The 25,576-nt window shown below is 60.0% G+C and carries 23 protein-coding genes; 11 read left to right on the top strand and 12 right to left on the bottom strand.

All coding sequences use genetic code 11. The features are described from left to right. Window positions 1-102: 102 nt before the first annotated feature. On the bottom strand, window positions 103-831 hold the full coding sequence (locus tag PSUM_RS19265; protein ID WP_083349839.1) for a TraX family protein: 729 nt from the start codon (window positions 829-831) through the stop codon (window positions 103-105). Window positions 832-962: 131 nt separating this feature from the next. Here PSUM_RS19265 and PSUM_RS19260 point away from each other — a divergent pair, with 131 nt between their 5' ends. Together PSUM_RS19260 and PSUM_RS19255 are read left to right on the top strand one after the other, a co-directional pair. After that, window positions 963-2,003, top strand: coding sequence for a threonine aldolase family protein (locus PSUM_RS19260; protein WP_020796064.1), 1,041 nt, complete (start codon window positions 963-965; stop codon window positions 2,001-2,003). A 188-nt stretch (window positions 2,004-2,191) separates the two neighbouring features. After that, complete coding sequence (locus PSUM_RS19255; protein WP_033042007.1) at window positions 2,192-2,383, top strand: hypothetical protein; 192 nt, start codon at window positions 2,192-2,194, stop codon at window positions 2,381-2,383. A 350-nt stretch (window positions 2,384-2,733) separates the two neighbouring features. Here PSUM_RS19255 and gbcB read toward each other — a convergent pair whose 3' ends face one another. Continuing rightward, a complete protein-coding gene (gene gbcB, locus PSUM_RS19245) occupies window positions 2,734-3,834 on the bottom strand; it encodes a glycine-betaine demethylase subunit GbcB (RefSeq protein WP_020796065.1) in 1,101 nt (366 codons plus the stop codon). A 294-nt stretch (window positions 3,835-4,128) separates the two neighbouring features. Here gbcB and gbcA point away from each other — a divergent pair, with 294 nt between their 5' ends. Continuing rightward, window positions 4,129-5,424, top strand: a complete 1,296-nt coding sequence (gbcA, locus tag PSUM_RS19235; protein ID WP_020796067.1) for a glycine-betaine demethylase subunit GbcA — start codon at window positions 4,129-4,131, stop codon at window positions 5,422-5,424. An 852-nt stretch (window positions 5,425-6,276) separates the two neighbouring features. Here gbcA and PSUM_RS19230 read toward each other — a convergent pair. The 7 genes from PSUM_RS19230 to PSUM_RS19200 form a co-directional block, all read right to left on the bottom strand. Next, a complete protein-coding gene (locus tag PSUM_RS19230) occupies window positions 6,277-6,843 on the bottom strand; it encodes a GNAT family N-acetyltransferase (protein ID WP_020796068.1) in 567 nt (188 codons plus the stop codon). A gap of 22 nt (window positions 6,844-6,865) precedes the next feature. Then, window positions 6,866-7,636, bottom strand: coding sequence for an electron transfer flavoprotein subunit beta (gene etfB, locus PSUM_RS19225; protein WP_020796069.1), 771 nt, complete (start codon window positions 7,634-7,636; stop codon window positions 6,866-6,868). A gap of 15 nt (window positions 7,637-7,651) precedes the next feature. Next, window positions 7,652-8,872: an electron transfer flavoprotein subunit alpha gene (gene etfA, locus PSUM_RS19220; protein WP_033041262.1), complete on the bottom strand. Its 1,221-nt coding sequence runs from the start codon at window positions 8,870-8,872 to the stop codon at window positions 7,652-7,654. Next, entirely contained in the window at window positions 8,872-10,818 is a 1,947-nt protein-coding gene (gene dgcB / locus PSUM_RS19215) for a dimethylglycine demethylation protein DgcB (RefSeq protein ID WP_083349840.1), read from the bottom strand. The genes etfA and dgcB overlap by 1 nt, the downstream gene beginning before the upstream one ends. A gap of 134 nt (window positions 10,819-10,952) precedes the next feature. Continuing rightward, window positions 10,953-13,013 carry a dimethylglycine demethylation protein DgcA gene (dgcA, locus tag PSUM_RS19210; protein ID WP_083349841.1) on the bottom strand — a complete coding sequence of 687 codons (2,061 nt, stop codon included), beginning with the start codon at window positions 13,011-13,013 and terminating at the stop codon, window positions 10,953-10,955. 15 nt (window positions 13,014-13,028) lie between these two features. Then, window positions 13,029-13,559 carry a DUF5943 domain-containing protein gene (locus tag PSUM_RS19205; RefSeq protein WP_020796073.1) on the bottom strand — a complete coding sequence of 177 codons (531 nt, stop codon included), beginning with the start codon at window positions 13,557-13,559 and terminating at the stop codon, window positions 13,029-13,031. 78 nt (window positions 13,560-13,637) lie between these two features. Beyond that, window positions 13,638-14,615 carry a dipeptidase gene (locus tag PSUM_RS19200; RefSeq protein WP_008019494.1) on the bottom strand — a complete coding sequence of 326 codons (978 nt, stop codon included), beginning with the start codon at window positions 14,613-14,615 and terminating at the stop codon, window positions 13,638-13,640. Window positions 14,616-14,850: 235 nt separating this feature from the next. On the opposite strand from PSUM_RS19200, the gene PSUM_RS19195 reads away from it, so the two are divergent. Together PSUM_RS19195 and PSUM_RS19190 are read left to right on the top strand one after the other, a co-directional pair. Next, on the top strand, window positions 14,851-15,252 hold the full coding sequence (locus PSUM_RS19195; RefSeq protein ID WP_083350196.1) for a lysozyme inhibitor LprI family protein: 402 nt from the start codon (window positions 14,851-14,853) through the stop codon (window positions 15,250-15,252). Between the two features lie 59 nt (window positions 15,253-15,311). Beyond that, window positions 15,312-15,728 (top strand): DUF3010 family protein, encoded by a 417-nt coding sequence (locus PSUM_RS19190; RefSeq protein ID WP_020796076.1) that lies wholly within the window; start codon window positions 15,312-15,314, stop codon window positions 15,726-15,728. A gap of 113 nt (window positions 15,729-15,841) precedes the next feature. Here the strand turns inward: PSUM_RS19190 and PSUM_RS19180 are convergent, their stop codons facing one another. Continuing rightward, entirely contained in the window at window positions 15,842-16,786 is a 945-nt protein-coding gene (locus PSUM_RS19180) for a GlxA family transcriptional regulator (RefSeq protein WP_020796077.1), read from the bottom strand. A 194-nt stretch (window positions 16,787-16,980) separates the two neighbouring features. Here PSUM_RS19180 and PSUM_RS19175 point away from each other — a divergent pair, with 194 nt between their 5' ends. From PSUM_RS19175 to PSUM_RS19150, 6 genes are all read left to right on the top strand, one after another. After that, complete coding sequence (locus PSUM_RS19175; protein WP_020796078.1) at window positions 16,981-17,925, top strand: choline ABC transporter substrate-binding protein; 945 nt, start codon at window positions 16,981-16,983, stop codon at window positions 17,923-17,925. 74 nt (window positions 17,926-17,999) lie between these two features. Next, the gene (gene cdhC, locus PSUM_RS19170; protein WP_020796079.1) at window positions 18,000-18,887 is read left to right on the top strand and encodes a 3-dehydrocarnitine:acetyl-CoA trimethylamine transferase CdhC; all 888 of its coding nucleotides are present in this window, start codon (window positions 18,000-18,002) and stop codon (window positions 18,885-18,887) included. Between the two features lie 90 nt (window positions 18,888-18,977). Beyond that, window positions 18,978-19,943 carry an L-carnitine dehydrogenase gene (locus PSUM_RS19165; RefSeq protein ID WP_020796081.1) on the top strand — a complete coding sequence of 322 codons (966 nt, stop codon included), beginning with the start codon at window positions 18,978-18,980 and terminating at the stop codon, window positions 19,941-19,943. Window positions 19,944-20,080: 137 nt separating this feature from the next. Further along, a complete protein-coding gene (locus tag PSUM_RS19160) occupies window positions 20,081-20,557 on the top strand; it encodes a thioesterase family protein (protein ID WP_020796082.1) in 477 nt (158 codons plus the stop codon). Window positions 20,558-20,569: 12 nt separating this feature from the next. Further along, window positions 20,570-21,733, top strand: coding sequence for a gamma-butyrobetaine dioxygenase (locus PSUM_RS19155; RefSeq protein ID WP_020796083.1), 1,164 nt, complete (start codon window positions 20,570-20,572; stop codon window positions 21,731-21,733). Between the two features lie 371 nt (window positions 21,734-22,104). Continuing rightward, the gene (locus PSUM_RS19150; protein ID WP_020796085.1) at window positions 22,105-22,371 is read left to right on the top strand and encodes a hypothetical protein; all 267 of its coding nucleotides are present in this window, start codon (window positions 22,105-22,107) and stop codon (window positions 22,369-22,371) included. Window positions 22,372-22,473: 102 nt separating this feature from the next. Here the strand turns inward: PSUM_RS19150 and gbdR are convergent, their stop codons facing one another. Both gbdR and PSUM_RS19140 read right to left on the bottom strand, forming a co-directional pair. Continuing rightward, window positions 22,474-23,577, bottom strand: a complete 1,104-nt coding sequence (gbdR, locus tag PSUM_RS19145; protein ID WP_007975492.1) for a choline metabolism transcriptional regulator GbdR — start codon at window positions 23,575-23,577, stop codon at window positions 22,474-22,476. Window positions 23,578-24,090: 513 nt separating this feature from the next. After that, window positions 24,091-25,467 carry an L-serine ammonia-lyase gene (locus tag PSUM_RS19140; RefSeq protein ID WP_020796087.1) on the bottom strand — a complete coding sequence of 459 codons (1,377 nt, stop codon included), beginning with the start codon at window positions 25,465-25,467 and terminating at the stop codon, window positions 24,091-24,093. Window positions 25,468-25,576 lie beyond the last annotated feature (109 nt).

The following is a 25,576-nucleotide window of genomic DNA, read 5'->3' as shown; positions in this document are numbered from 1 at the left end:
TGTGGGAGCGAGCCTGCTCGCGAAGGCGATGAGTCAGAAACATTGATGTCGCCTGAGACTCCCTCTTCGCGAGCAGGCTCGCTCCCACAAGCTTTCCCGGGGTTATGCGAGGGCTTGGCGCAGTGCTAGCAACACCAAGAAATGCACGGGATACAGCGCATACGCCCAGCGCCGCATCGGCGGTGGTTTTACGTCACTGGCATGTCGCAATAGGAACAGCCCCAGCCATGGCGCAATCAGACAAGTGGCGATGGCCGCCATCGCCACCTCATTACCCTGTCGAACGGAGTAATAAAGCACCTGCCATTGATTGGCCGCCAGACAAACCACCCCCGGTAACAGCGCGAAATACCAGGGACGCCGGATCACCAGCAGCATCGCCAGCGGCAACATCACGCCGAAAAATCCGAACATCAGTTGTCGCGCAAACAGTGCCGCCAGCACGACGGCGCCGGCCGCGACCAGACGCGCCTGCAGGGTCCGGTCCTGCCAGCCGAGCACCACCAGCAGACCGAGTGCCAGCGTGGGCATCACATTCAACGTGTCGGGGCTGGGAATGAACATTCGGTAGGGAATTTCACTCACCGCGCTAAACATCAGTAACCAACCCAGATAGCGCCACTGCCTACTGGTCGCCACCGCTGGCTTGCGCGCCAGATTGATCGCCATCGCCAGGCAAAACCACGGGAACGCCAAGCGCCCCGGCACATACAGCCAATCGGCGGAGTAACCGACATATCGCAGGTGATCGAGCACCATGCTCAAAAGCGCCAGCCACTTGAGCAAATCCAGTGCACGGTCGCGCTGCTTTAAGTGTGTAGCCGTGTGCATAATTGCCCGACATCCTTGTAATGTTCTGACAGTGACATCCCGTGCGCTCCCCGGATGATCTTCGGTACAGTGCGCACCATCATTGACCACGAGACGCTTCACCATAAGCGTCCCGACCACGGAAGCAGGCCATGACCGATAAGAGCCAACAATTCGCCAGCGACAACTACTCCGGCATTTGCCCTGAAGCCTGGGCTGCCATGGAGCAGGCCAACCATGGCCACCAGCGCGCTTACGGCGACGACGAATGGACCGCCCGCGCGTCCGACGATTTCCGCAAATTGTTCGAAACCGACTGCGAAGTGTTCTTCGCCTTCAACGGCACTGCCGCCAACTCGCTGGCCTTGTCGTCGTTGTGCCAGAGTTACCACAGTGTGATCTGCTCGGAAACCGCCCACGTCGAAACCGACGAATGCGGCGCCCCGGAATTCTTCTCCAACGGCTCCAAGCTGCTGATCGCCCGTACCGAAAACGGCAAACTGACGCCGGAATCGATCCGCGAAGTGGCCCTCAAGCGCCAAGACATTCACTACCCCAAACCCCGCGTCGTGACCCTCACCCAGGCCACCGAAGTCGGCAGTGTCTACACCCCGGACGAAATCCGCGCCATCAGTGCCACCTGCAAGGAGCTGGGCTTGAACCTGCACATGGACGGCGCGCGGTTCTCCAACGCCTGTGCGTTCCTCGGGTGTACGCCAGCAGATCTGACCTGGAAGGCCGGTGTTGATGTGCTGTGTTTCGGCGGTACTAAAAACGGCATGGCCGTGGGCGAAGCGATTCTGTTCTTCAACCATAAGCTGGCTGAAGACTTTGATTACCGCTGCAAACAGGCTGGGCAACTGGCGTCGAAAATGCGCTTCCTCTCGGCGCCGTGGGTCGGCATCCTGGAAAACGATGCCTGGCTCAAATACGCGCGCCACGCCAACAGCTGCGCGCAATTGCTGGCTGAACTGGTGAGCGACATTCCAGGTGTGGAACTGATGTTCCCGGTGCAGGCCAATGGCGTATTCCTGCAACTGTCGGAACCGGCCATCGCTGCACTGACCGCCAAGGGCTGGCGTTTCTACACCTTCATCGGCAACGGCGGCGCACGCTTCATGTGTTCGTGGGATACCGAAGAAGAGCGTGTGCGGGAATTGGCGCGGGATATTCGCGAAGTGATGTCGCACTGATAACTGACGAGGCCGGGCGCGCTGGAATGCGCGCCTGACCGCTCGTCTGTACTGATATTTCTGACAGTACCGCCACCTGACTGTGCAAGGTTACTTTCTGACGACCTGAAAAGAGGTCTATGCAGTCTTTCGGGCCAACTTCCTGCCGACGTCTCGGCTGGAGAATAATCCAACAGGAGATTGCAGAAATGGAAACCAAAAGCGACTCAACCAGAAACATTGATCGAGACGAATTCTTCAAACTTGTACAAGTGGGCGACCACGACGTCACAGAACATTTTGGCGATCGTATCATTACGAAAAAGGCCTACGTGACGCTCCCCGACAAGTCGATTCAGATCCAGATCTGGTCTACCCCCGCCCCTACCTCCGCCCAATAATCATTCGCTCTGCGTACGGAGGCTAATGACTGTGCGCGGAACATCAATATCTCGACGTGAAACTATTGCTAAAGGGGATATCCCAGATATGGAAACCAAACATTCCAACGAAATATCTGACATTCAAAAATTCTATGAACTCGTTCAGGTGGGGGATCACTTCAAATAGAAAGGCAAGACGCACCGCATCGTCAAAAAGACCTTTGATATCCTTCCGGGTGGACACAGTTCGGAATTGAAATTGAATGGGAAGACATCCCTGCCGCCAAGTAACCCGCGCAACTTCCGCACACAGGCTGTTAACCCGTGTGCGGAATTTCATGCCTTACACGCCAATATTGGCGGCGCGATCAAAACTCAATCCGCACATCCCCCTTCGGCACGCTGCAGCACGACAGGATGTACCCTTCGGCTTCGTCTTCCTCGGTGATCCCGCCGTTGTGCTCCATCTCCACTTCACCTCCCAGCTTCAGCACCTTGCATGTGCCACAGATGCCCATGCCGCAGGCTTTGGGAATCAGCAAACCGACCTTGGCCGCTGCCGCATGCACGGTTTCGCCAGGCGCCACGCGAATGCTCTTGCCGGACGAGATGAACTCCACCTGATGCAGATCCGCCACGTCGACTTCCGGTGCTTCGGCCGCTTGTTCGGCGTGTTCCACAGCGTCGGCACGCGCCTCTGGCGGCGTCGCGCCGAAGGATTCCTCGTGATAACGCTTCATGTCGAATCCGGCGGCTTCCAGCAGGCGCTTCACCGCATTCATATACGGTGTCGGGCCGCAGCAAAACACTTCCCGTTCCAGGAAGTCCGGCGCCATCAATTCAAGCATTCTATGGTTGAGGTAACCGCGATAGCCGGCCCAAGGCTCACCCATACCGTGCTTCTCGCAGATCAGGTGCAGGCTGAAGTTGTCGATCCGCGACGCCATGTGTTCCAGCTCGCGGTGGTAAATGATGTCCTTGGGCGAACGGGCGCTGTGGATAAACACCATGTCGACATTGCCGTTGGTGTCGTAGAACCAGCGCGCCATGGACATGACTGGCGTGATACCAACGCCGCCGCTGAGGTAAAGCACCTTTGGCGCAGTGAAATCCATGGCGTTGAACAGCCCGACCGGCCCGTGTACCGCCAGCTCCTGGCCTTCGTGCAAGGTGTCGTGCAGCCAGTTGGAAACCTTGCCGCCCGGCACTCGCTTGATGGTCACCGAAAAGCTGTACGGCACCGACGGCGAGCTGGAAATGGTGTACGAACGCATGATCTGCTGGCCTTCGATTTCCAGCTCCAGGGTGACAAACTGCCCCGGCTTGAAGAAGAACATGATCGGCTGGTCGGCCATAAAGCAGAAGGTGCGCACATCCCAGGTTTCCTGGATGACTTTGACACAACGGACGATGTGCCGACCATTGGCCCAGGTCTGGGTGGTTACCGGGTTCAGGAAGCTGTTGGACATGCTGATCTCCACGGCCGACTGTCGGCCTTCATGTTGGCGATTCTGCGTATAGCGCGAAACAGCCATTTACCTATCTGCGACATTCACATGCTTATCGCGACCAGCCCCCAACGACCGGGGCTTGCGCGTCGGGAACAGATTGCACCATGTCGCCCATGGATAAGGTTCTGGCCAGCGCCGGCCCCACACTCGCCCCATACCAAGACACAATCTTTACACCTTGCGTAGCACCCTTAGCAGTACACCTGATTAGCCACTTTCGCCGGCCACGCAGATGGCCTTGAGGATTAAACGATGGACGTCACTACTACCCTGAGCCTGGGCGATCCGCTGGAACCCGCACGCAAGGCCACCGCGCAGATGCTGCAAGAGCGCGAACGCACGTTCTCGCTGCCGCAGCCTTTCTACTCTGACGAGCGCCTGTTTGATATCGACATGCAGGAAATCTTTCAGAAAGAGTGGTTGATCGCCGGCATGACCTGCGAAATCCCAGCCAAGGGCAACTACCTGACCCTGCAAGTGGGCAAGAACCCGATCATCGTGATTCGTGGTGCCGAAGGCGTGGTGCATGCCTTCCATAACGTCTGCCGCCACCGTGGTTCGCGCCTGTGCACCAGCGAAAAAGGCAAGGTCGCCAAACTGGTCTGCCACTACCACCAGTGGACGTATGAACTGGACGGTCGCCTGCTGTTTGCCGGCACCGAAATGGGCGCCGACTTCGACATGAAGCAGTACGGCCTCAAGCCGGTGAACGTAAAGACCGCCGGTGGCTACATCTTCATCAGCCTGTCGGAGAATCCGCCAGCCATTGATGACTTCCTGTCGACGCTCAGCCATTACATGGAACCGTACGACATGGAAAACACCAAGGTGGCAATCACCACCACCTTGATGGAGAAAGCCAACTGGAAGCTGGTGCTGGAAAACAACCGCGAGTGCTACCACTGCAATGCGTCGCACCCGGAACTGCTGAAAACCCTGCTGGAATGGGACGACGTCACCGACCCGCGCGCCGACCAGGCGTTCAAGGACCACGTGGCCGCCTCTGCCGCTGCCTGGGAAGCCGAAAAGATCCCTTACGCCCACGCCAGCTTCGGCCTGCGTAACCGCATCGTGCGCATGCCTTTGCTCAAGGGCACCGTGTCGATGACCCTGGACGGCAAACAAGGCTGTGCCAAACTCATGGGCCGCATCAAGAACCCGGATCTGGGCTCGATGCGCATCCTGCACCTGCCACACTCGTGGAACCACTGCATGGGCGACCACATCATCGTGTTCACCGTGTGGCCGATCAGCGCGCAGGAAACCATGGTCACCACCAAGTGGATCGTGCACAAGGACGCCGTTGAAGGTGTGGATTACGACGTTGACCGCATGCGCCAGGTCTGGGACGCCACCAACGACCAGGACCGTCGCCTGGCCGAAGAGAACCAGCGTGGCATCAACTCCACGGCATACCAGCCAGGTCCGTACTCCAAGACTTACGAATTCGGCGTGGTGAACTTCGTGGATTGGTACAGCGAGCGCCTGCTGAGCAACCTGGGCGCCGAGCCTGCGCCGTACCTCAAAGGCGTCCCTGTCCAGGGCTAACGCCCACGCCCCCCTGTAGGAGCGAGCATGCTCGCTCCTACAGGGACGGGTTCTCTTCCGAATTCATATCTCATATCACCTCTTTAGCACTGTACGAAATATGATCTATTGCGTTCAGAGCTATACCCTGTGTGCCTCCCAGCCTTCCGCAAACAAGTTATCCACATATCCACCCACAGCAAATGGGGACAACTGTGGAAATGCCGATAACTTTCTCCACAGAACTCAAAGAAAATCCGTGACTTATCCAGAATCAAGGTTTTTCACAGAGCCTGATCATTTATTGATCAAACCTCTATAAAGCACGAAATACGTGGCCTGCAGAGGATGGCGAACACCTTATCCACAGAAGCGCCAACAGACTTTGGGGGCAACTATTGTTCATCTGTGGAAAAGCGCTGAAAGCCGCGATTTTTGAGGGTTTACGCAGGGGATAACCGTTAAAAAGCCATCTTTGATCAATTTTTAACCAGAATCCTGAAAGCCGCTGTTTATAAGGCCCTCAGCGGTAAGCGAACATCTTATCCACAGAAGCGCCAACAGACTTTGGGGGCAACTAGGGGCCTGCTTTGGATAAAAAAGTGTGAAAAAACCGTATCTTATGCTGGTTATAATTTGACCTAAGGCTTGCAGCCCACGGTTTTAAAGAGGTATAGCGAGGGGCGAACATGTTATCCACAGAAGAGCTAACAGGGATTGTGGGTAAACCAGGCAAAATCTTGTTAAAACGACTCACTGTGTTTTAACGGCACTGCCGAAGATGGTGGGTACAAACTGTTAACTACCCTAACAAAGCGCCACTAAAGCCAACACTATCAGATCTGATAGGGCCGCCCGCCACCGGGCAGCCCGTTAAGGCCGATACATCAAATAGGCTTCTCCCGTGACTCGAATCATCGGATGCGGCGCAATCTGGCAGGTATCGACAACACGGAAACCATGGCGCTCATAGAACCGCCGGGCACCGGTGTTTGCGGCGTAGTCGATCAGGCTCAAGCCATTGAGCCCAAGCCGGTTGGCGCGGTCGTAGGCGTAGGCAAGGAACTGCTTGCCCAGCCCCTGGTTGCGCCAGCCTTCGTGCAGCGCCAGGCTGGAAATATAAAGGGTGTCGGGGATTTCCATCTTGGCGTACGGCGCCAGCACCGGGTCGGTCACCGGTGCCGCGAACGGATCGTGACGCATCACGTAGCTGTGCAGCATGCCAATGACCTTACCTTCAGCTTCGGCGATCAGGCAGTTCTGCCAGGAAAAATCCACATCGTCGCGGGCGTAACGCAGGGCTCCGACGTCCAACAGATCCTGCCCCGGTTCTGCTATCTGGCTCCAGATGTAATCCGCAGCGCCCTCCGATGAAATCTGGAACAAACGCGCAATCTCACGCGCATCCGCGCGAACTGCCGGACGAAATTCGACTGCCATTGACCTGCCCCCAAACGGTCCGCTAGCGGACCACACCTTCTTCGATCAGTAACTTGAGAATCGCTTCAGCCCCAGCTTGCGCCGTAACGCCCTTGAGCACTTGTCCTCCACCGCCACTGGCTTTTGCCGTTGCGGCTTTCATGCGGTCAGCGCCGCTTTTGGCCTTGATCACCTTCAAGCGTTTAGGCCGTGGCTTGGCCGGTTGCAGGGTGGCGACCGCGAGCAATTCATCGTCGACGATTTCCACCTCATTGGCCTGCAAAACTCCGCGCCGGGCCGGGCCGTAGGCGCTTTGCCGAGGCTTTGGCGCAGCGTTATCCACAGTGGCGAGAAACGGCAAGCGAACCTTCAAGCGACGCCGCTGACCGCGCGGCAGAGCCTGCAGTACCAGCGCCGAACCCCCATCAATCGACTCGACCTGCGCCAATCCCACCACCAGCGGCCAGCCAAGGCCTTCGGCCAGCAGGAACGGCAGCATGCCCGAGCCCTCGCCGGTTTCCGCCTGGCTACCGGTCAGGACCACCTGTGCCCCGGCATCGCGCAAATAAGCGGTCAACGCCGGAAGCGCATCGGCGCCCTGCGGTTGTTCAAGCACATGCAATTGTTCCAGCCCCATGCCCAGATAAGCGCGCAAGGCCGGTTCGCCAACGTCGCCGGCGTGCAGCACCTGCAAGTTATCCCCAGCCAGCTGCAAGCCCAACTCCACCGCCCGTGCATCCTGTTCCGCGCGACGTGGTCGACCGGAAGTCGGGTGGGCGCCGATGGACACCAGGCTGATGATTTTCGTGCTCATAACCCTTTCCTTCCCTTAAGCCGCATCGCGCTTGGCGTCGTTGCGGTAGGCTTCTACCGCCGCGATCAAGGCCCGAAGAATCTCCGCACTTTCGCCGATTACCGACAGGTCGGCCCGTTTGATCATGTCGCAACCCGGGTCGAGGTTGATCGCCACCACCTTGTCGCAGGCACCGATGCCCTGCAGGTGCTGGATTGCCCCGGAAATCCCCACCGCCACATAGACCCTCGCGGTGACCCAGGTGCCGGACGCGCCGACCTGACGGTCGCGCGCCATGAAACCATCGTCCACCGCCACCCGCGACGCGCCTTCGGTGGCGCCAAGGGCTGCGGCGGTCTGGTGGAACAAGTCCCAATCCTTGACCCCGTTGCCGCCGGAGAAGATGAATTCGGCTTCGGCCATGGGAATCGCCGCCGGGTCCACCGCCACCGCCCCCAGATCCTCGATGCGCGAGAGACTGCGGGCGACGGCTGTGGATAACTCCACCGGCAAAACTTCGTGACGGGTTTCGCTGACCGGCTCGGCGCATTCGACGGCGGCCAGGATCAACCGTGCAACCGGACGCGCCAGATCTTGCAAACCGGCACCGGCGCGACCAATGCACTCCTGATCCTTGACCTGCCAAACCCGCGTGGCCGGGCGTTCGCCCAAGGCAGCGGCAAAGCGCCGACCCAATTCGCCACCGCCGCTGCGACTGTCCGGCAGCAGCCAGTGACGTGGGTTGAACTGGTTATCCACAGCCCGCAGGCCCTGGACGCGTTGTTCCGGTGCATAACCGCTGAACTCTTCGCCTTCCAGCACCAGCAGGCGATCGACGCCGGCTGTGGAAAACGCGTTTTCCTTGTGTTCGCCAAAGACCACGGCCAACACCGCGCCGTCGCTGCCGGCCAGTTGATGGGCCAGCCCCAGCAGATCTCGGTCGTGACTGCTCAAGCGGCCGCCGACCATGTCCGGCACCACGCAGATGAAGAATGCCGGCGCAGGGACTTGATGCAGCGGTAATTGCACTTCAACGGCGGCCGAACGTTTCGTCGTCCCGCCCTGCTGAGCGCCGCTACGGTCGATTCGCTTGATGCCGTTAGGGCCGATGAAACCGATGCCGTGCGGGTTCTTGCGAATGACGCCGTTAGGCCCCATCCAACTGTGCTGCGCCGGTTGCATGGCGGCGTGCAGAGGGTGCAAACGGTTACGGGCGATCCATTCGGCACGGGGGTCGCGGCGGATAATGTCGCTCATCAGTGCACCTCCGCGGGTTCACGTTTGGCCGGCGTAGCCGACTTTGGGGCCTGATCCTCCAGGAGCGCGTCGGCCACCAGTTCGGCAATGTCCTTGATCAACGGTCGTGGTTCGACCACACCTTCAAGCATCGCGGTGCACTGCGGGCAGCCCACGGCCACCAGTTCGGCGCCCGTCTCGCGGATGTCTTCCATGCGCATGTCGGGGATACGCTGCTTGCCCGGAATGTCGGTGATCGGCGCACCGCCGCCACCGCCGCAGCAGCGCGAGCGGAAACCGGAGCGTTGCATTTCCTTGACCTCGATGCCGAGCGCGCGCAGAACCTGGCGCGGCGCTTCGTACTCGCCGTTGTAGCGGCCGAGGTAGCACGGATCGTGATAGGTCACGCTGTCGCCCTTGTGCTGGCCAAGGTTCAGCGCGCCGGCGTCGATGATTTCCGCCATGTAGGTGCTGTGGTGCTGCACCAGGTAGTTTCCATCGAAAGCGCCGTATTCGTTTTTCAGCACGTGGAAGCTGTGCGGATCGCAGGTGACGATGCGGTTGAAGCTATACTTGGCCAAGGTCTGGATGTTGCGCTTGGCCAGCAACTGGAAGGTTGCCTCGTCGCCCAGGCGGCGAGCCACGTCACCGCTGTCGCGCTCTTCGAGGCCAAGCACGGCGAAGTCGATTTTTGCCGCTTTCAGCACTTTGACGAACGCACGCAAGGTGCGCTGGTTGCGCATGTCAAAGGCGCCATCGCCCACCCAGAACAGCACGTCGGTAGATTTCTTTTCGCTGAGCAGATTGAGGTTCAAGTCCGCCGCCCAGTTCATCCGCCCGCCTGGCGCAAAACCGCCCGGGTTATCGGTGGCGATCAGGTTTTCCAGGACTTCGGCACCCTTGTTCGGGGTAGCGCCTTTTTCCAGGGTCAGATGGCGACGCATGTCGACGATGGCATCGACGTGCTCGATCATCATCGGGCATTCCTCGACACAGGCGCGGCAGGTGGTGCACGACCACAGGGTTTCGGCGTTCACCAGACCGTTGACGATCGGTTGATGCGGATTACCGGCGTGTTCACCGATGGGCTTGCCCGGATACGGACTGCCGGCAAATTTGGCATCGGTGCCGCCAGCCAGGCCGACGACCATGTCCTGGATCAATTTTTTCGGGTTCAACGGCTGGCCGGCGGCGAAGGCCGGGCACGCGGCTTCGCATTTACCGCACTGCACGCAGGCGTCGAAGCCGAGCAACTGGTTCCAGGTGAAATCCTTGGGTTTTTCCACGCCCAGTGGCGCGCTTGGGTCGTTCAGATCCAAGGGTTTCAGACCGGTGGAACGACCGCCGCCAAAGCGCTCGGCACGACGGTGCCAGGCCAGGTGCAGGGCACCGGCGAAGGCATGCTTCATCGGCCCGCCCCAGGTCATGCCAAAGAACAGCTCGGACACGCCCCACAGCACGCCAATCCCGAGGATCACCGCCAACAGCCAGCCGCCGAAGTTTTCCGGCAGGATACCGGCCACCGGCAGGGTCACGAGGAAGAACGACACCGAAAATGCCATCAGGCTTTTCGGCAGGCGCATCCACGGACCTTTCGACAGGCGCGCAGGTGGATTGCGCCGACGCAGGTAAACAAAGACCGCACCGACGAACATCACCGCCGACATCAACAACAATGCATAACCGAGGAAGCGGTTATGCAATCCGAAACCATGCACCAGAATTGCCAGCACGATGGACGCCACTGCGCCGCCGGCCGTCGCGACGTGGGTGTTGGCAATGTATTTGTCCCGCGCCACTACATGGTGCAGATCGACCATGTAGCGCTTGGGCATGGCGAACAGGCCGCCGATCAGATCGACCTTCGAGGCCCGGCCTCGGCGCCACATGTTTACCCGTCGCAATGCACCGAGAGCCGCGAGGCCCAGGGCAGCAAAGATCAGGATGGGAAGAAGGGTGTTGAGCATGGTGAAGCTCCCAAAGACCGCGGGGTCTCATGTGGGAGCGGGCTTGCTCGCGAATCCGGCGACGCGGTGTATCAGGTGTACCGCGTTATCGTTCTTCGCGAGCAAGCCCGCTCCCACATTGGTTCGGTGTGATTTTAGAAGTCCTTGCACAGCCGCAGCGCGTCATAGATCGCCGCATGCACGTTACGCTGGGCCACACAGTCGCCGATGCGGAACAACAGGTAGCCGTCGCCTTTCTGCTCCAGGCATTGCTGCGGCTTGATCGCGAACAAGGCTTCGACGTCGATCTGGCCTTTGTTGCGCGAGCCTTCCTTCATCGCGTAGTAGATCTCCTCGTCCGGACGCACGCCGTTCTCGATGACCACCTGGTCCACCACCCGCTCCTCTTTGGCGCCGGTGTATTCGTTTTCCAGCACCGCTATCAGCTTGTCGCCTTCGCGGTAGACCTTCTCCAGCATCATGTCGCCAGTCATGATCACTTCTTTCGGATACATGCTGCGGTAGTAGGTCGGGAACGACGTACCGCCAATGGCCACGCCTGGCTTGATGTCATCGGTGACAATCTCGACCTGGCTGCCCTTGTCGGCGAGGAAGTCGGCAGTCGACATGCCGGTAAACTCGCAAATGGTGTCGTAGACCAGCACGTTCTTGGCGGGTGCAACCTTGCCGTCGAGAATGTCCCAGCTGCTGACCACCAGGCCTTCAGCCGCGCCCCAGTGCTCGTTCTGCTCGATGAACGGATGACCGCCGACGGCCAGCACCACCACATCCGGACGCAGGTCCATGATGGTCGGCGCATCCGCCGCGGTGCCCAGGCGCAGGTCGACTTTCAACCGCGCCAGCTCCAGCTGATACCAGCGGGTGATACCGGCGATCTGGTCACGCTGCGGCGCTTTCGACGCCGTGGTGATCTGGCCACCGATAAAGTCCTTTTTCTCGAACAGGGTTACGTCGTGGCCGCGCTCGGCAGCCACACGAGCGGCTTCCATCCCGGCAGGACCGGCACCGACCACCACCACTTTGCGTTTAACGCCGGTGGTTTTTTCGATGATGTGCGGCAGACCCATGTATTCACGGGAAGTCGCGGCGTTCTGGATGCACAGCACGTCCAGGCCCTGGTACTGGCGGTCGATGCAGTAGTTGGCACCGACACACTGCTTGATCTGGTCGATCTGGCCCATCTTGATCTTGGCGATCAGGTGCGGGTCGGCAATGTGCGCGCGGGTCATGCCGACCATGTCGACGTAACCGCCTTCCAGGATACGGGTGGCCTGGTTCGGGTCCTTGATGTTCTGCGCATGCAGCACCGGAACCTTGACCACTTCCTTGATACCGGCGGCCAAATGCAGGAACGGCTCCGGTGGATAACTCATGTTCGGAATCACGTTGGCCAGGGTGTTGTGGGTGTCGCAACCCGAGCCCACGACGCCGATGAAATCGAGCATGCCGGTGTCGTCGTAATACTTGGCGATCTGCTTCATGTCTTCATGGGACAGGCCATCCGGGTGGAACTCGTCACCGCAGATACGCATGCCCACGCAGAAATCGTCACCGACCTCCGCGCGCACCGCTTTCAACACTTCCAGGCCGAATTTCATGCGGCCTTCGAAGGTGCCACCCCATTCGTCGGTACGCTTGTTGACCCGCGGGCTCCAGAACTGGTCGATCATGTGCTGGTGCACCGCCGACAATTCCACGCCGTCCAGGCCACCGGCCTTGGCGCGACGCGCAGCTTGCGCGTAGTTGCCGATCACCCGCCAGATTTCTTCCGGCTCGATGGTCTTGCAGGTGGCGCGGTGCACCGGCTCGCGTACGCCGGACGGCGACATCAGCGTCGGCCAGTTGAAGCCGTCCCAACGCGAGCGACGGCCCATGTGGGTAATCTGGATCATGATCTTGGCGCCGTGCTTGTGCATGGCGTCCGCAAGATTCTGGAAGTGCGGGATGATGCGGTCGGTGGACAGGTTCACCGAGCTCCACCACTCCTGCGGGCTGTCGATGGCGACGACGGACGAACCGCCACAGATCGCCAGGCCGATCCCGCCCTTGGCCTTCTCTTCGTAATACTTGACGTACCGGTCGGTGGTCATGCCGCCGTCGGTCGCATAGACCTCGGCGTGTGCAGTGCTGAGCACGCGGTTACGGATGGTCAGTTTGCCGATCTGGATCGGCTGGAACATTGCTTCGAAAGCCATGGCGGGTTCCTCGACTTACAACGGCTTGACGGTGAACAAGCCGTCTTCGTGGCCCTCTTCGGAGCCACCGTAGACTTGTTCGGCCACGGTGCGGATCTTGCTGCCACGAGCGGCGAGGATCTGGTCCATCGCGCCGGCAAACCAACCGGTGAACATGTAGTCGACCTTGCGCCCGACCTTGCCGTACACGTAGACGAATGCCGAGTGTTCAAGCTTGACGCTGCAGGTGCCTTTGTCGAGGTCGATGTCCTGGATCTTGAACAGGCCCCAGCCGCGCTGCGACAGGCGCTTCATGTAGTGCTCGAACACCGCAACGCCTTCCAGGCCATGGCATTCGGCTTCTTTTTCACACCAGTGCCAGGCGGACTTGTAGCCGGCCTTGTAGAGAATCTCGGCGTAAGCTTCGGCGCCCAGCACTTCCTCGATGCCCATGTGGTTGTTGACGAAGAAATGACGGGGCACATACAGCATCGGCAGGGCGTCGGACGTCCAGACACCGGTTTCGCTGTCGACTTCGATAGGCAATTGCGGGGCGATCTTGGCCATGGAAACTTAACTCCAGAAAAATTTTGTTGTTGCCTGCGGCGCGGACGGCCGCAGGAAAGGATTCAGAAGAGCGGTGGCTTATTCGCCCCAGACATCTTTCAAGACGTTCACCCAGTTCTCGCCCATGATCTTGCGCACCACGCGCTCGGAATGGCCGCGCTTTAGCAGGGTTTCGGTGAGGTTCGGGAACTCGCCGACGGTGCGGATGCCCAGCGGGTTGATGATCTTGCCGAAGCTGGTCAGGCGGCGGGCATAGCCCTTGTCGTGGGTCAGGTACTCGAAGAAGTCCTGGCCGTGACCCTGGGTGAAGTCGGTGCCGATACCGATCGAATCTTCACCGACGATGTTCAGGGTGTATTCGATGGCTTCGGCGTAGTCGTCGATGGTCGAATCGATGCCCTTGGCCAGGAATGGCGCGAACATGGTCACACCGACGAAACCGCCGTGGTCGGCAATGAACTTCAGTTCTTCATCGGACTTGTTGCGCGGGTGCTCCTTGAGGCCCGACGGCAGGCAGTGGGAGTAGCACACCGGCTTTTTCGATTCGAGGATGACTTCTTCGGACGTCTTGGAACCGACGTGGGACAGGTCGCACATGACGCCTACGCGGTTCATCTCGGCTACGATTTCACGACCGAAGCCCGACAGGCCGCCGTCACGCTCGTAGCAACCGGTGCCGACCAGGTTCTGGGTGTTGTAGCACATCTGCACAATACCGACGCCCAGCTGCTTGAACACTTCGACATAGCCGATCTGGTCTTCAAACGCATGGGCATTCTGGAAACCGAAGAGGATGCCGGTCTTGCCCTGCTCCTTGGCCTTGCGGATGTCGGCGGTGGTGCGCACCGGAATCACCAGGTCGCTGTTCTCGCGGATCAGCTTCTGGCTGGCGGCGATGTTGTTGACGGTGGCCTGGAAGCCCTCCCATACCGACACGGTGCAGTTGGCTGCGGTCAAACCGCCCTTGCGCATGTCTTCGAACAGTTCACGGTTCCACTTGGCAATAATCAGCCCGTCGATAACGATGCTGTCGGCGTGCAATTCGGCTGGGCTCATCAGGCTGTCCCCTTGTTAGCGATTCATGCGCCGAATCGTCTGTCGGCGCTTTGGGGCCAGCATATGCCTCGGTGCATTGGTAGCCGGGTGCAAAAACGACAGGGGAATTGCCGAAAGCGTCAATCCGCGACAAAGGGTCGTCGCAAGGCACAATTGCCGACCTGTTCAAGGCAATCCGCTTGGGCCAGAATTCGCCACATCTCTTGATGCTTCACTGGATGGGAGCGGCAACCACATGAAATTCATCGTCCTGGCCTTGGCACTGATGGCGACCGGCGTACACGCCGCCGAGGAGTCTGAAGACACCCCCTGCGACAAAGTCGAAAACGACGTACAGACCCTGGAATGCTCCGCCTTCAGCAAAACCACCGCCGAAGACTTGCTGAGCGAAAACTACAAAAGCCTGAACGAACGCATGCAGTCGCTCTACGGCAAGAACCCGTCGCAATTGGCCGAGATCACCGCCAAGATCAAGGCCGCCCAGCAACAATGGCTGAAAACCCGCGACGCTGACTGCGCCATCGAAGCCTTCCCGGCCACCGCCGGCAGCAAGGCATTCACTATTGCGCAGAATGATTGCGTGGCGCGGATGAGTGACGAGCGGTCGGAGTTTTTGGAGACGATTGGGCAGGAGTAACGCCTGCTATTCAACTGGAGCTGTAAGCTTCACGCCTTCAGCCAGAAAAGGGATTCACCATGAAAGTCTGCGGCATCGAAATCAAAGGCAGCGAAGCGATCATCGCCGTGGCAGCTCTCGACGGTTCCACGCTGAGCCATGTCGCGCTTGCGACCAAGAAAATCGCCTTGGAGGATGACGACGAAGCCGCCAATGTCAAAGTGTTTGCCGCTCAGGTCGCATCCTTTGTTCGCGAGAACTCGATAGATCGAATCGTGATCAAGAAGCGCAGCAAGAAAGGTGAGTTCGCCGGTGGGCCGACCACGTTCAAGATCGAGGGCGTTTTCCAGTTGCTGGAGAATTGCGAGGTGACGCTGCTGTCGCCGCAGACGATCAATGCACAGGCCAAGAAGCATGGTTTTGAGCCGCCGGAGACGCTGAACAAGTATCAGCATGAGGCGTACAAGGCAGCCTGCTCGGCACTTCTGAAGAAATAAGTTGCCCATTGTGGGAGCGAGCCTGCTCGCGAAGGCGGCGGTTCAGTCAACATCCATGTTGAATGTGCCGGACTCTTCGCGAGCAGGCTCGCTCCCACAGGTTTTCGGGGTGGTTATGCTTTGGCGGTACGCCGATCCTCCCGCGGGCACCGCTCGAACTTCGCCCGATAACTGCGGGTGAAATACGACGGCGATTCAAACCCGCAGGCAATACTCACCTCCAACACACTCATATCGGTCTGGCGCAGCAGTTGCCGGGCTTTCTCCAGCCTCAGGCGCAGGTAGAAATTGCTCGGTGTGTCGTTCAGGTGCAGGCGAAACAAGCGCTCCAGCTGACGCCGGGTGACCTTGATCGATTCCGCCAATTCCAACGTACTCAGCGGCGGCTCGCTGTGCTGCTCCATCTCGCCAATCACGTGAACAAGCTTCTTGTTGCTGATGCCATAACGCGTCGCGACTTCCATGCGCTGGTGGTCTTTACGCGGACGGATGCGCCCGAGCACGAATTGCTCGCTGACCTGGATTGCCAGTTCCGGGCCATGGGACTGGGCGATCAGATCCAGCATTAAATCGATCGACGCGGTCCCGCCAGCGCTGGTGATGCGTCGACGGTCGATCTCGAATAACTCTTGGGTGACGCTGAGCTGCGGATAGGACTCCTTGAAGGCGTCGATGGCCTCCCAGTGCAGGGTCAGGCGATGACCGTCGAGCAAACCTGCCTCAGCGAGGATGAAGCTGCCGGTGTCAATGGCGCCGAGCGTCACGCCTTCGTTGTCGAGGCGACGCAGCCAGTGCTCCAGCGCCGGAGTGGCGAATTTCAGCGGTTCGAAGCCGGCGACCACCCATAACGTCGCGCCTTTTTTCAACGGCTCCAGCGCCGCGTCGGCGTTGACCGACATGCCGTTACTGGCCAGCACCGCCCCACCATCGGCGCTCAATACATGCCAGCGATAGAGCTCGCCGCGAAAGCGATTGGCAACCCGCAATGGCTCGATTGCCGAGATAAATCCAATCGCCGAGAAACCCGGCATCAACAAGAAATAGAAATCCTGGGACATGGAGCGCACTCGTTCGACGGGTAGCGTGAAGACGTTGATACGCCACTTGCAGAAGGCATTCAAGAGCACAGGTCGCTGCAGTGCAAGAGTCGGTCGCCGCAGTGCGCTTTCGTGGCAGATTAGCTGCGTAACGTGACATCACCGGCGCACAGACGACCGGACCCACAATAATGAAACTGCCGAGGAACCTGAGAATGAAACGACTGATCAGCAGCTGTGTTCTTGCACTCAGTGGTACCGCTTTGCTGAGCGCCAGTGTCATGGCAGCCGAACCGGCGTCGTGCCAGAACGTGCGCATGGGCGTGGTGAACTGGACCGACGTGATCGCCACCAGTGCGATGACCCAGGTATTGCTCGACGGCCTCGGCTACAGCACCAAACAAACCAGCGCCTCCCAGCAAATCATCTTCGCCGGTATTCGCGATCAGCGCCTGGACCTGTTCCTGGGTTACTGGAACCCGCTGATGACCCAGACCATCACCCCGTTCGTCGACGCCAATCAGGTCAAGGTGCTTGAAGCGCCCAACTTGAAAGACGCACGTGCCACCCTCGCCGTTCCGACCTATCTCGCCGACAAGGGCCTGAAGACCTTCGCCGACATCGCCAAGTTCGAAAAAGAGCTGGGCGGCAAGATCTACGGCATCGAGCCAGGCTCAGGCGCCAACACCCAGATCAAGGCGATGATTGCCAAGAATCAGTTCGGCCTCGGCAAATTCCAACTGGTCGAATCCAGCGAGGCGGGCATGCTCGCGGCGGTGGATCGCGCCGTGCGCCGCAAGGAAGCCGTGGTGTTCTTCGGCTGGGCACCGCACCCCATGAACGTCAACGTACAGATGACCTATCTCACCGGCAGTGAAGACGCCCTCGGCCCTAACGAAGGCATGGCCACGGTTTGGACCGTGACCTCGCCGACCTATGCCGAGCAGTGCCCGAACATCGGTCGCCTGCTGAGCAACCTGACGTTCACCGCCGAAGATGAAAGCCGGATGATGCAGCCGCTGCTGGATCACAAGGACGCCTTCGAGTCCGCCAAACAGTGGCTGAAGGATCACCCGCAAGACAAGCAGCGCTGGCTGGAAGGCGTGACCACCTTCGACGGCAAGCCTGCGGCTGAAAATCTCAAGCTGACCAGCAAGTAACCCTCAATTGAACCACCGATTCGCGGCCCGAACGGGCTGCGAACGGGACCACCACGCCTGAAGGAAACCGCCAAATGAACCACGACGTCATCATCACCTGCGCACTCACCGGTGCTGGCGACACGACCGCCAAGAGCCCTCATGTGCCGGTCACCCCGAAACAGATTGCGGCCGCTGCCGTGGAGGCCGCCAAGGCCGGCGCTACCGTGGTTCACTGCCACGTTCGCGACCCCGAAACCGGCAAGTTCAGCCGTGACGTGGCGCTGTACCGCGAAGTGATGGAGCGCATCCGCGAAGCCGACGTGGACATCATCGTCAACCTCACTGCCGGCATGGGCGGCGACCTGGAAATCGGCGCGGGCGAGAACCCGATGGAGTTCGGCCCGAACACTGACCTGGTCGGCCCGTTGACTCGTCTGGCCCATGTCGAGGAACTGCTGCCGGAAATCTGCACCCTCGATTGCGGCACCCTGAACTTCGGCGATGGCGACACCATTTACGTCTCTACTCCGGCACAGCTGCGTGCGGGCGCCAAACGCATCCAGGAACTGGGCGTGAAGGCCGAGCTGGAGATCTTCGACACCGGTCACCTGTGGTTCGCCAAGCAGATGATCAAGGAAGGCCTGCTCGACAACCCGCTGTTCCAACTGTGCCTGGGCATCCCGTGGGGCGCGCCGGCTGACACCACTACCATGAAAGCCATGGTCGACAACCTGCCGGCCGACGCCGTGTGGGCCGGTTTCGGCATCGGCCGCATGCAAATGCCGATGGCCGCGCAAGCCGTGCTGCTGGGTGGCAACGTGCGAGTTGGGCTGGAAGACAACTTGTGGCTGGACAAGGGCGTACTGGCGACCAATGGCCAACTGGTCGAACGCGCCAGCGAAATCCTCAGCCGCCTCGGTGCCCGTGTGCTCACGCCTGCTGAGGGCCGCAAGAAAATGGGCCTGAAACAGCGCGGTTAATCCTCCCCCCCCTTTTCCCCTTGTGGGTGTGGGCTTTTGTGGCAAGGGTCTGCCCCACAAGGGAATCATCGAATTCTTCAGGAAATTGCCATGACCTTCATTACCGAAATCAAAACCTTCGCCGCACTGGGCAGCGGTGTCATCGGCAGCGGCTGGGTGTCCCGCGCCCTCGCCCACGGCCTCGACGTGGTGGCCTGGGACCCGGCCCCCGGTGCCGAAGCCGCCCTGCGCAAACGCGTCGCCAATGCCTGGGGCGCCCTTGAGAAACAAGGCCTGGCGCCCGGAGCCTCGCAGGATCGCCTGCGCTTTGTCGCAACCATCGAAGAATGCGTGCGCGACGCCGATTTCATCCAGGAAAGCGCTCCTGAGCGCCTGGAACTGAAACTGGAGTTGCACAGCAAGATCAGCGCCGCGGCCAAGCCCAATGCATTGATCGGCTCCAGCACCTCCGGCCTGTTGCCAAGCGAGTTCTACGAGAGTTCGACCCACCCGGAGCGCTGTGTGGTCGGCCACCCGTTCAACCCGGTTTACCTGTTGCCATTGGTGGAAGTGGTCGGTGGCAAGAATACCGCCCCCGAAGCCGTGCAGGCGGCAATGAAAGTCTACGAATCGCTTGGCATGCGCCCGCTGCACGTGCGCAAGGAAGTGCCGGGATTCATCGCCGACCGCTTGCTCGAAGCGCTGTGGCGCGAGGCGCTGCACCTGGTTAACGACGGTGTGGCGACGACCGGCGAAATCGACGACGCGATTCGTTTTGGCGCCGGTCTGCGCTGGTCGTTCATGGGCACATTCCTGACCTATACCCTGGCCGGTGGCGACGCCGGGATGCGCCACTTCATGGCACAGTTCGGCCCCGCCCTGCAGTTGCCGTGGACCTACCTGCCGGCACCGGAACTGACGGAAAAACTGATCGACGATGTGGTGGATGGCACCAGCGATCAGTTGGGCACACACAGCATTTCGGCGCTGGAGCGCTATCGTGATGATTGCCTGCTGGCGGTACTGGAAGCCGTGAAGACCACCAAAGAGAAGCATGGGATGAGTTTCAGCGAGTAACCCGTACCACTGATCGTTCCCACGCTCTGCGTGGGAATGCAGCCCGGGACGCTCGGCGTCCCAAAAGATCGTGACGCAGAGCGTCACAGGAGGCGTTACCACGCAGAGCGTGGGAACGATCATCTCTGGAGAGCAAGATGCCCGCACTAACCACCTATCAAACCCGCATCATCCCCGATTGGGTCGACTACAACGGCCACCTGCGCGACGCGTTCTACCTACTGATCTTCAGCTACGCCACAGACGCCCTGATGGACCGCCTCGGCATGGACAGCAGCAACCGCGAAGCCAGCGGCAACTCGCTGTTCACCCTGGAACTGCACCTCAACTACCTGCACGAAGTGAAGCTCGACGCCGAGGTCGAGGTGCACACACAAATCATCGGCCACGACAATAAACGCCTGCACCTCTACCACAGCCTGCACTTGGTGGGCGACGCCAAGGAGCTGGCGGGCAACGAGCAAATGCTGTTGCACGTCGACCTCGCCGGACCACGCTCCACGCCATTCAGCGAGCAGACCCTGGGCCGGCTGCAAGCCATGGTCGCCGAACAGAGCGACCTGCCCGCCCCCGCCTGCATCGGCCGAGTGATCGCATTGCCGCCAAAAAAATAACAAGGAGATCCCATGAACACTGCCGCCGCTTTTGCCGACTTCCGTACTTATCCGCTGATCAGCGCGCTGACAGGCGTGCAGGCCATGGCCGATCGTATCCTGGTGACGTGGGCCGACAACCGCGTCAGTCCCTTCCACCACCCATGGCTGCGGGACAATTGCCCGTGTCCGCAATGCGTCTACACGGTGACGCGCGAACAGGTGCTGGAAATCGTCGATGTGCCGGAGAACCTTAAGCCTGTCCAAACCAGTGTCGACCCTGATGGTTGCCTGAGCGTGCAGTGGCAGGATGGCCACCTCAGCCGCTTCGACCCTGGCTGGCTGCGGGCCCACGCCTATGACGACGAGTCCCGGGCCGAGCGTCTGGCAAGCAAGCCCAAGGCCAGGCTTTGGCACAGTGATTTGCAGTTGCCGGTGTTCGAGTATCAAGCACTGATGAACGACAACCAGGCGCTATTGCAATGGCTGCTGGCCGTGCGTGACACCGGCCTGACCCAGGTCCGTGGCGTACCCACCGAGCCTGGCTCGCTGAAGCTGGTCGCCCAGCGCATTTCCTTCATCCGCGAGAGCAATTTCGGCGTGCTGTTCAATGTGCAATCGAAGGCCGACGCCGACAGCAACGCCTACACCGCTTTCAACTTGCCGCTGCACAGCGACCTGCCGACGCGCGAGTTGCAACCGGGGCTGCAGTTCCTGCATTGCCTGGTCAACGATGCCGAGGGTGGCGAGAGTATTTTCGTCGACGGTTTTGCCATCGCCGAGGCGTTACGCCAGGAGGACCCCGAGTCGTTCCGAAGCCTGTGCGAAATCCCCGTGGAATTTCGCAATAAAGACCGCCTCAGTGACTATCGTTGCCTGGCGCCGATCATCGCGCTGGATACCTTGGGGCGGGTCTCGGAAATCCGCATGGCGAACTTTCTGCGAGGGCCGTTCGATGCATCGGTGGAGCAGATGCCCAGGCTCTATCACGCCTATCGCCGTTTCATCGCGATGACTCGCGAGCCTCGATTCAGGCTGATGCAAAGGCTCAACCCCGGCGAACTCTGGTGCTTCGACAATCGCCGTACCCTGCACGCGCGCAACGCCTTCGACCCTGCCACGGGTGCCCGCCATTTCCAGGGGTGTTATGTGGATCGGGATGAGTTGTTGTCGCGCATCCTCGTGCTACAGCGTTAAACCGCGTCATCGTTCTTCGCGAGCAAGCCCGCTCCCACAGGGATTTGCGCATGACGCAGATCAAATGTGGGAGCGAGCCTGCTCGCGAAGGCGACTGTACAGACCACACAGAAACCACAGGCAAAAAAAAGCCCCGATCAAGCCGTGACAGGATCGAGGCAGAGGGTACTGTTGAGGAGCTGCCGCGGGAAGGTGACCAAACCCTCGTGAAGCAAGCTGGGTCCAGTGTGCCGACTCTCAGCGCAGGTAAATAGCCCGAAAACGACCTGTTCATAGTCAATGCTGCCATAACGACAAATCGCCCTTGCCGCCACTGCGTGCCACTACCAGAATCGACCCACGACATCATTCCCAGAAGAAGGATTTGCGTCATGATGCACGCCGATTTGATAGACCAGGAAGACCTGTTGGGCCAGCTCAAGTCATTGGGTTTTCAAGTGCCGAGCGGCGCGACGGCCGAACAGGCTTGCGAATGCGCGGTAAGGGGCCTGGACGATGCTCGGGCCTATGAACTTCGCAAGATGGTCAAGGAGATGTACACCAGCAGCGCGACGATCCTGCCGGCTGTGCGCCAGGCCATCGACAAGCAATTGCTGCCAGCGTTGGCGCAATACCAACAGAGCCACACCACCCGCTAAAACGCCTTCGCGAGCAGGCTCGCTCCCACATTCGACCGCATCCCAATGTTGGAACTCGGTCAATGTGGGAGCGAGCCTGCTCGCGAATGAAGCGACTCCCTATTAGAGCCTTACGCTGGCGAACGTCGACTCATTACGCGCCTGACTCAGCGCCGACAACGGCCCGGACAACGGTGAAAGCACCAATGCCTGTGGCAGCGGCATCATCGCCACTTGCTGCGTGGTGTTGGAACCTACGCGCTCGTCGCGTGGCGGAATGCCGAAGTACTCGCGGTAGCACTTGGAGAAGTGCGGCGTGGACACGAAGCCACAAACCGATGCCACTTCGATGATCGACATTGGCGTTTGCTTGAGCAGTTGCCGAGCGCGGATCAAGCGCAGCTTCAGGTAGTACCGCGAAGGCGAGCAATGCAGGTACTTCTGGAACAGCCGCTCCAGCTGACGACGGGACACGGCGACGTACACCGCCAGTTCGTCGAGGTCGATCGGCTCTTCGAGGTTGGCTTCCATCAGCGCGACGATTTCCTGCAGTTTCGGCTGGTTGGTGCCGAGCATGTGCTTGAGCGGGACGCGCTGGTGATCCTGTTCGTTGCGGATGCGCTCGTAGACGAACATCTCCGAGATCGCAGCCGACAGTTCACGACCGTGATCGCGGCTGATCAGGTGCAGCATCATGTCCAGCGGCGCGGTGCCGCCGGAGCTGGTGAAACGGTTACGGTCGAGGGTGAACAGGCGAGTACTCATGGCCACCCGCGGAAACGCTTCCTGCATCGCCGCCAGGCATTCCCAGTGCACGCTGCAATCGAAACCGTCGAGCAGGCCGGCGCACGCCAGGGCCCAGCTGCCGGTGCACACCGCACCCAGGCGACGGGACTGCCGCGCCTGGCTCTGCAGCCAAGACACGTGTTCGCGGGTAACCGTGCGTTGAATTCCGATACCGCCGCAGACAATCACGGTGTCCATTGGCGGGGCTTTGTGCATGGAGGCATCGGGGGTGATTTGCAGACCGTCACTGGCCCAGACTTGCCCGCCATCGACGGTGAGAGTGGTCCAACGATACAGCTCGCGACCGGACAGCTGGTTGGCCATACGCAGTGGTTCGACTGCGGATGCCAGGGAAATCAGCGTGAAATTGTCCAGCAACAGAAAGCCGATGGATTGTGGCGCACGGTTCTGGGGTTGGGCCCCGGAGTTGAACGTCGTCATCGCAGTATCTCCTCACACAAAGCGGGTGATGGCCTCAGGCGGAGGCTCTTGTTATTGCCATCGTTCTCGCATGGGAGACGGGCTTTGTAATGACAGAGCAAATGCCATGCCTAAATTTGAATACGCGTTCAATAACTCCTAAAAACGACGTCGGAATGTGTCTATATATGACGCGCAGGGAGTAAGGGTTATAAGTGCCATCAATGGCTGCAAGCGCTCTGCCCCGTTGCGTTTGAGCAAAACGGTAGCACTTGTGGGAACAGGGCTACAGGGAGCTCTGTAAGAGTGTCACCGCAGGCACGGGGTGACGGGTGGTCCGGGATGGGGAGGACCTGATTTTGAGGTCAGGTACTTATCTGTTAGCGACGCGCCAAAAGGAGGCGCATCAGGTATTACGTGTTCACTTAACGCGCAGTTTTGACTGGTCTGCCGCCTTCGCGAGCAGGCTCGCTCCCACAGTGGATTGCATTTCAATGTGGGAGCGAGCCTGCTCGCGAATGGGCCGACTGGATTTCAGCACTCAACCGCGCTGACAGCCAACCCACCCCGCGACGTCTCTTTATACTTGTCATGCATATCGGCCCCGGTATCGCGCATCGTGCGGATCACCCGGTCCAGGGAGATAAAGTGCTGGCCATCGCCGCGCAATGCCATCTGCGCCGCATTGATCGCCTTCACCGCGGCAATCGCGTTGCGCTCGATGCACGGCACCTGCACCAGGCCGCCCACCGGGTCACACGTGAGCCCCAGGTTGTGCTCCAGGCCGATTTCCGCCGCGTTGCACAGTTGTTCCGGTGTGGCGCCCAAAATTTCTGCCAAGCCCGCGGCCGCCATGGCGCAGGCCGAGCCGACTTCGCCCTGGCAACCGACTTCGGCACCGGAGATCGAGGCGTTCTTCTTGCACAGGATCCCGACCGAAGCCGCGCCGAGCATGTAGTCGACGACATTGGCGTCGGTCACGTCCTCGCTGAACTTCATGAAGTAGTGCAGCACCGCCGGGATGATCCCGGCCGCGCCATTGGTCGGTGCCGTGACCATGCGCCCACCAGCGGCGTTCTCTTCGTTGACCGCCAGGGCGAACAGGTTGACCCACTCCATGGCGCTCAGCGTCGAGCCGATCACGTTGGGCTTGTTCAGCTCCTGCAAGCTGCGATGCAATTTCGCCGCGCGACGGCGCACGTTCAGCCCGCCGGGCAGGATGCCCTCGTGCTTGAGGCCTTGTTCGACGCAATCCTGCATGGCGCGCCACAGGTGCATCAGGCCACTGCGGATTTCCTCTTCGCTGCGCCACACCTTCTCGTTGGCCATCATCAATTCGGCCACGCGCAGGTTGTGCTTTTTACACAACTCCAGCAGCTCGGCAGCGCTGGAAAAATCGTACGGCAGTTCGGTGTGATCCATGTCGACCACCCCGCTGCTGGCTTGTGCCTCATCGACGACAAAACCGCCACCCACCGAATAGTAGGTGTCGCGATGCAACTCGCCGTCATCGCCCTCGACAATCAGGGTCATGGCATTGGGATGGAATGGCAGGTTTTCGTCGATCAGGCGCATATCCCGAGCCCAGATGAACGGCACCGGCTGGCGGCCATCGAGTAACAGCGTGTCGGTTTCGCGCAGGGTGGCGATGCGGATGCCGATTTGCGACGGATCGATCGCGTCCGGCCACTCCCCCATCAAGCCCATGATCACCGCGTTGTCGCTGCCGTGGCCGATGCCGGTAGCCGACAGCGAACCAAAAAGCTGCACTTCGACGCGCCGAACCTGCTCAAGCTGCCCGCGTTCGCGCAAGCCCTGCACGAACAGCGCCGCGGCCCGCATAGGCCCCACGGTGTGTGAACTGGAAGGGCCGATGCCGATTTTGAACAGGTCGAAAACACTGATAGCCATTACTGCCGGACTCCTGGATGTGCCAACTCCAGGCGCAGAAGCGCCCGGTGACGGAGCTGCTACGCTCAAGCTGCAATCCGTCGTGATGGCCGCATCATCAGGCTTTTAT

This window comes from Pseudomonas umsongensis, from assembly GCF_002236105.1.
In the GTDB taxonomy this organism is placed as follows: Bacteria; Pseudomonadota; Gammaproteobacteria; order Pseudomonadales; family Pseudomonadaceae; genus Aquipseudomonas; species Aquipseudomonas umsongensis.
This window is presented reverse-complemented; position numbering and strand designations above follow the sequence as displayed.

Coding starts and splice junctions, on each gene's coding strand:
- PSUM_RS19180 (WP_020796077.1), bottom strand. CDS start 16,786: ATGTCCCAGGATTTCTATTTCTTGTTGATGCCGGGTTTCTCGGCGATT.
- PSUM_RS19255 (WP_033042007.1), top strand. CDS start 2,192: ATGGAAACCAAAAGCGACTCAACCAGAAACATTGATCGAGACGAATTC.
- PSUM_RS19265 (WP_083349839.1), bottom strand. CDS start 831: ATGCACACGGCTACACACTTAAAGCAGCGCGACCGTGCACTGGATTTG.
- gbcB (WP_020796065.1), bottom strand. CDS start 3,834: ATGTCCAACAGCTTCCTGAACCCGGTAACCACCCAGACCTGGGCCAAT.
- PSUM_RS19190 (WP_020796076.1), top strand. CDS start 15,312: ATGAAAGTCTGCGGCATCGAAATCAAAGGCAGCGAAGCGATCATCGCC.
- PSUM_RS19150 (WP_020796085.1), top strand. CDS start 22,105: ATGATGCACGCCGATTTGATAGACCAGGAAGACCTGTTGGGCCAGCTC.
- PSUM_RS19260 (WP_020796064.1), top strand. CDS start 963: ATGACCGATAAGAGCCAACAATTCGCCAGCGACAACTACTCCGGCATT.
- PSUM_RS19155 (WP_020796083.1), top strand. CDS start 20,570: ATGAACACTGCCGCCGCTTTTGCCGACTTCCGTACTTATCCGCTGATC.
- etfB (WP_020796069.1), bottom strand. CDS start 7,636: ATGAGCACGAAAATCATCAGCCTGGTGTCCATCGGCGCCCACCCGACT.
- dgcB (WP_083349840.1), bottom strand. CDS start 10,818: ATGCTCAACACCCTTCTTCCCATCCTGATCTTTGCTGCCCTGGGCCTC.
- gbcA (WP_020796067.1), top strand. CDS start 4,129: ATGGACGTCACTACTACCCTGAGCCTGGGCGATCCGCTGGAACCCGCA.
- gbdR (WP_007975492.1), bottom strand. CDS start 23,577: ATGACGACGTTCAACTCCGGGGCCCAACCCCAGAACCGTGCGCCACAA.
- PSUM_RS19200 (WP_008019494.1), bottom strand. CDS start 14,615: ATGAGCCCAGCCGAATTGCACGCCGACAGCATCGTTATCGACGGGCTG.
- dgcA (WP_083349841.1), bottom strand. CDS start 13,013: ATGGCTTTCGAAGCAATGTTCCAGCCGATCCAGATCGGCAAACTGACC.
- PSUM_RS19160 (WP_020796082.1), top strand. CDS start 20,081: ATGCCCGCACTAACCACCTATCAAACCCGCATCATCCCCGATTGGGTC.
- cdhC (WP_020796079.1), top strand. CDS start 18,000: ATGAACCACGACGTCATCATCACCTGCGCACTCACCGGTGCTGGCGAC.
- PSUM_RS19195 (WP_083350196.1), top strand. CDS start 14,851: ATGAAATTCATCGTCCTGGCCTTGGCACTGATGGCGACCGGCGTACAC.
- etfA (WP_033041262.1), bottom strand. CDS start 8,872: ATGAGCGACATTATCCGCCGCGACCCCCGTGCCGAATGGATCGCCCGT.
- PSUM_RS19140 (WP_020796087.1), bottom strand. CDS start 25,467: ATGGCTATCAGTGTTTTCGACCTGTTCAAAATCGGCATCGGCCCTTCC.
- PSUM_RS19205 (WP_020796073.1), bottom strand. CDS start 13,559: ATGGCCAAGATCGCCCCGCAATTGCCTATCGAAGTCGACAGCGAAACC.
- PSUM_RS19230 (WP_020796068.1), bottom strand. CDS start 6,843: ATGGCAGTCGAATTTCGTCCGGCAGTTCGCGCGGATGCGCGTGAGATT.
- PSUM_RS19165 (WP_020796081.1), top strand. CDS start 18,978: ATGACCTTCATTACCGAAATCAAAACCTTCGCCGCACTGGGCAGCGGT.
- PSUM_RS19175 (WP_020796078.1), top strand. CDS start 16,981: ATGAAACGACTGATCAGCAGCTGTGTTCTTGCACTCAGTGGTACCGCT.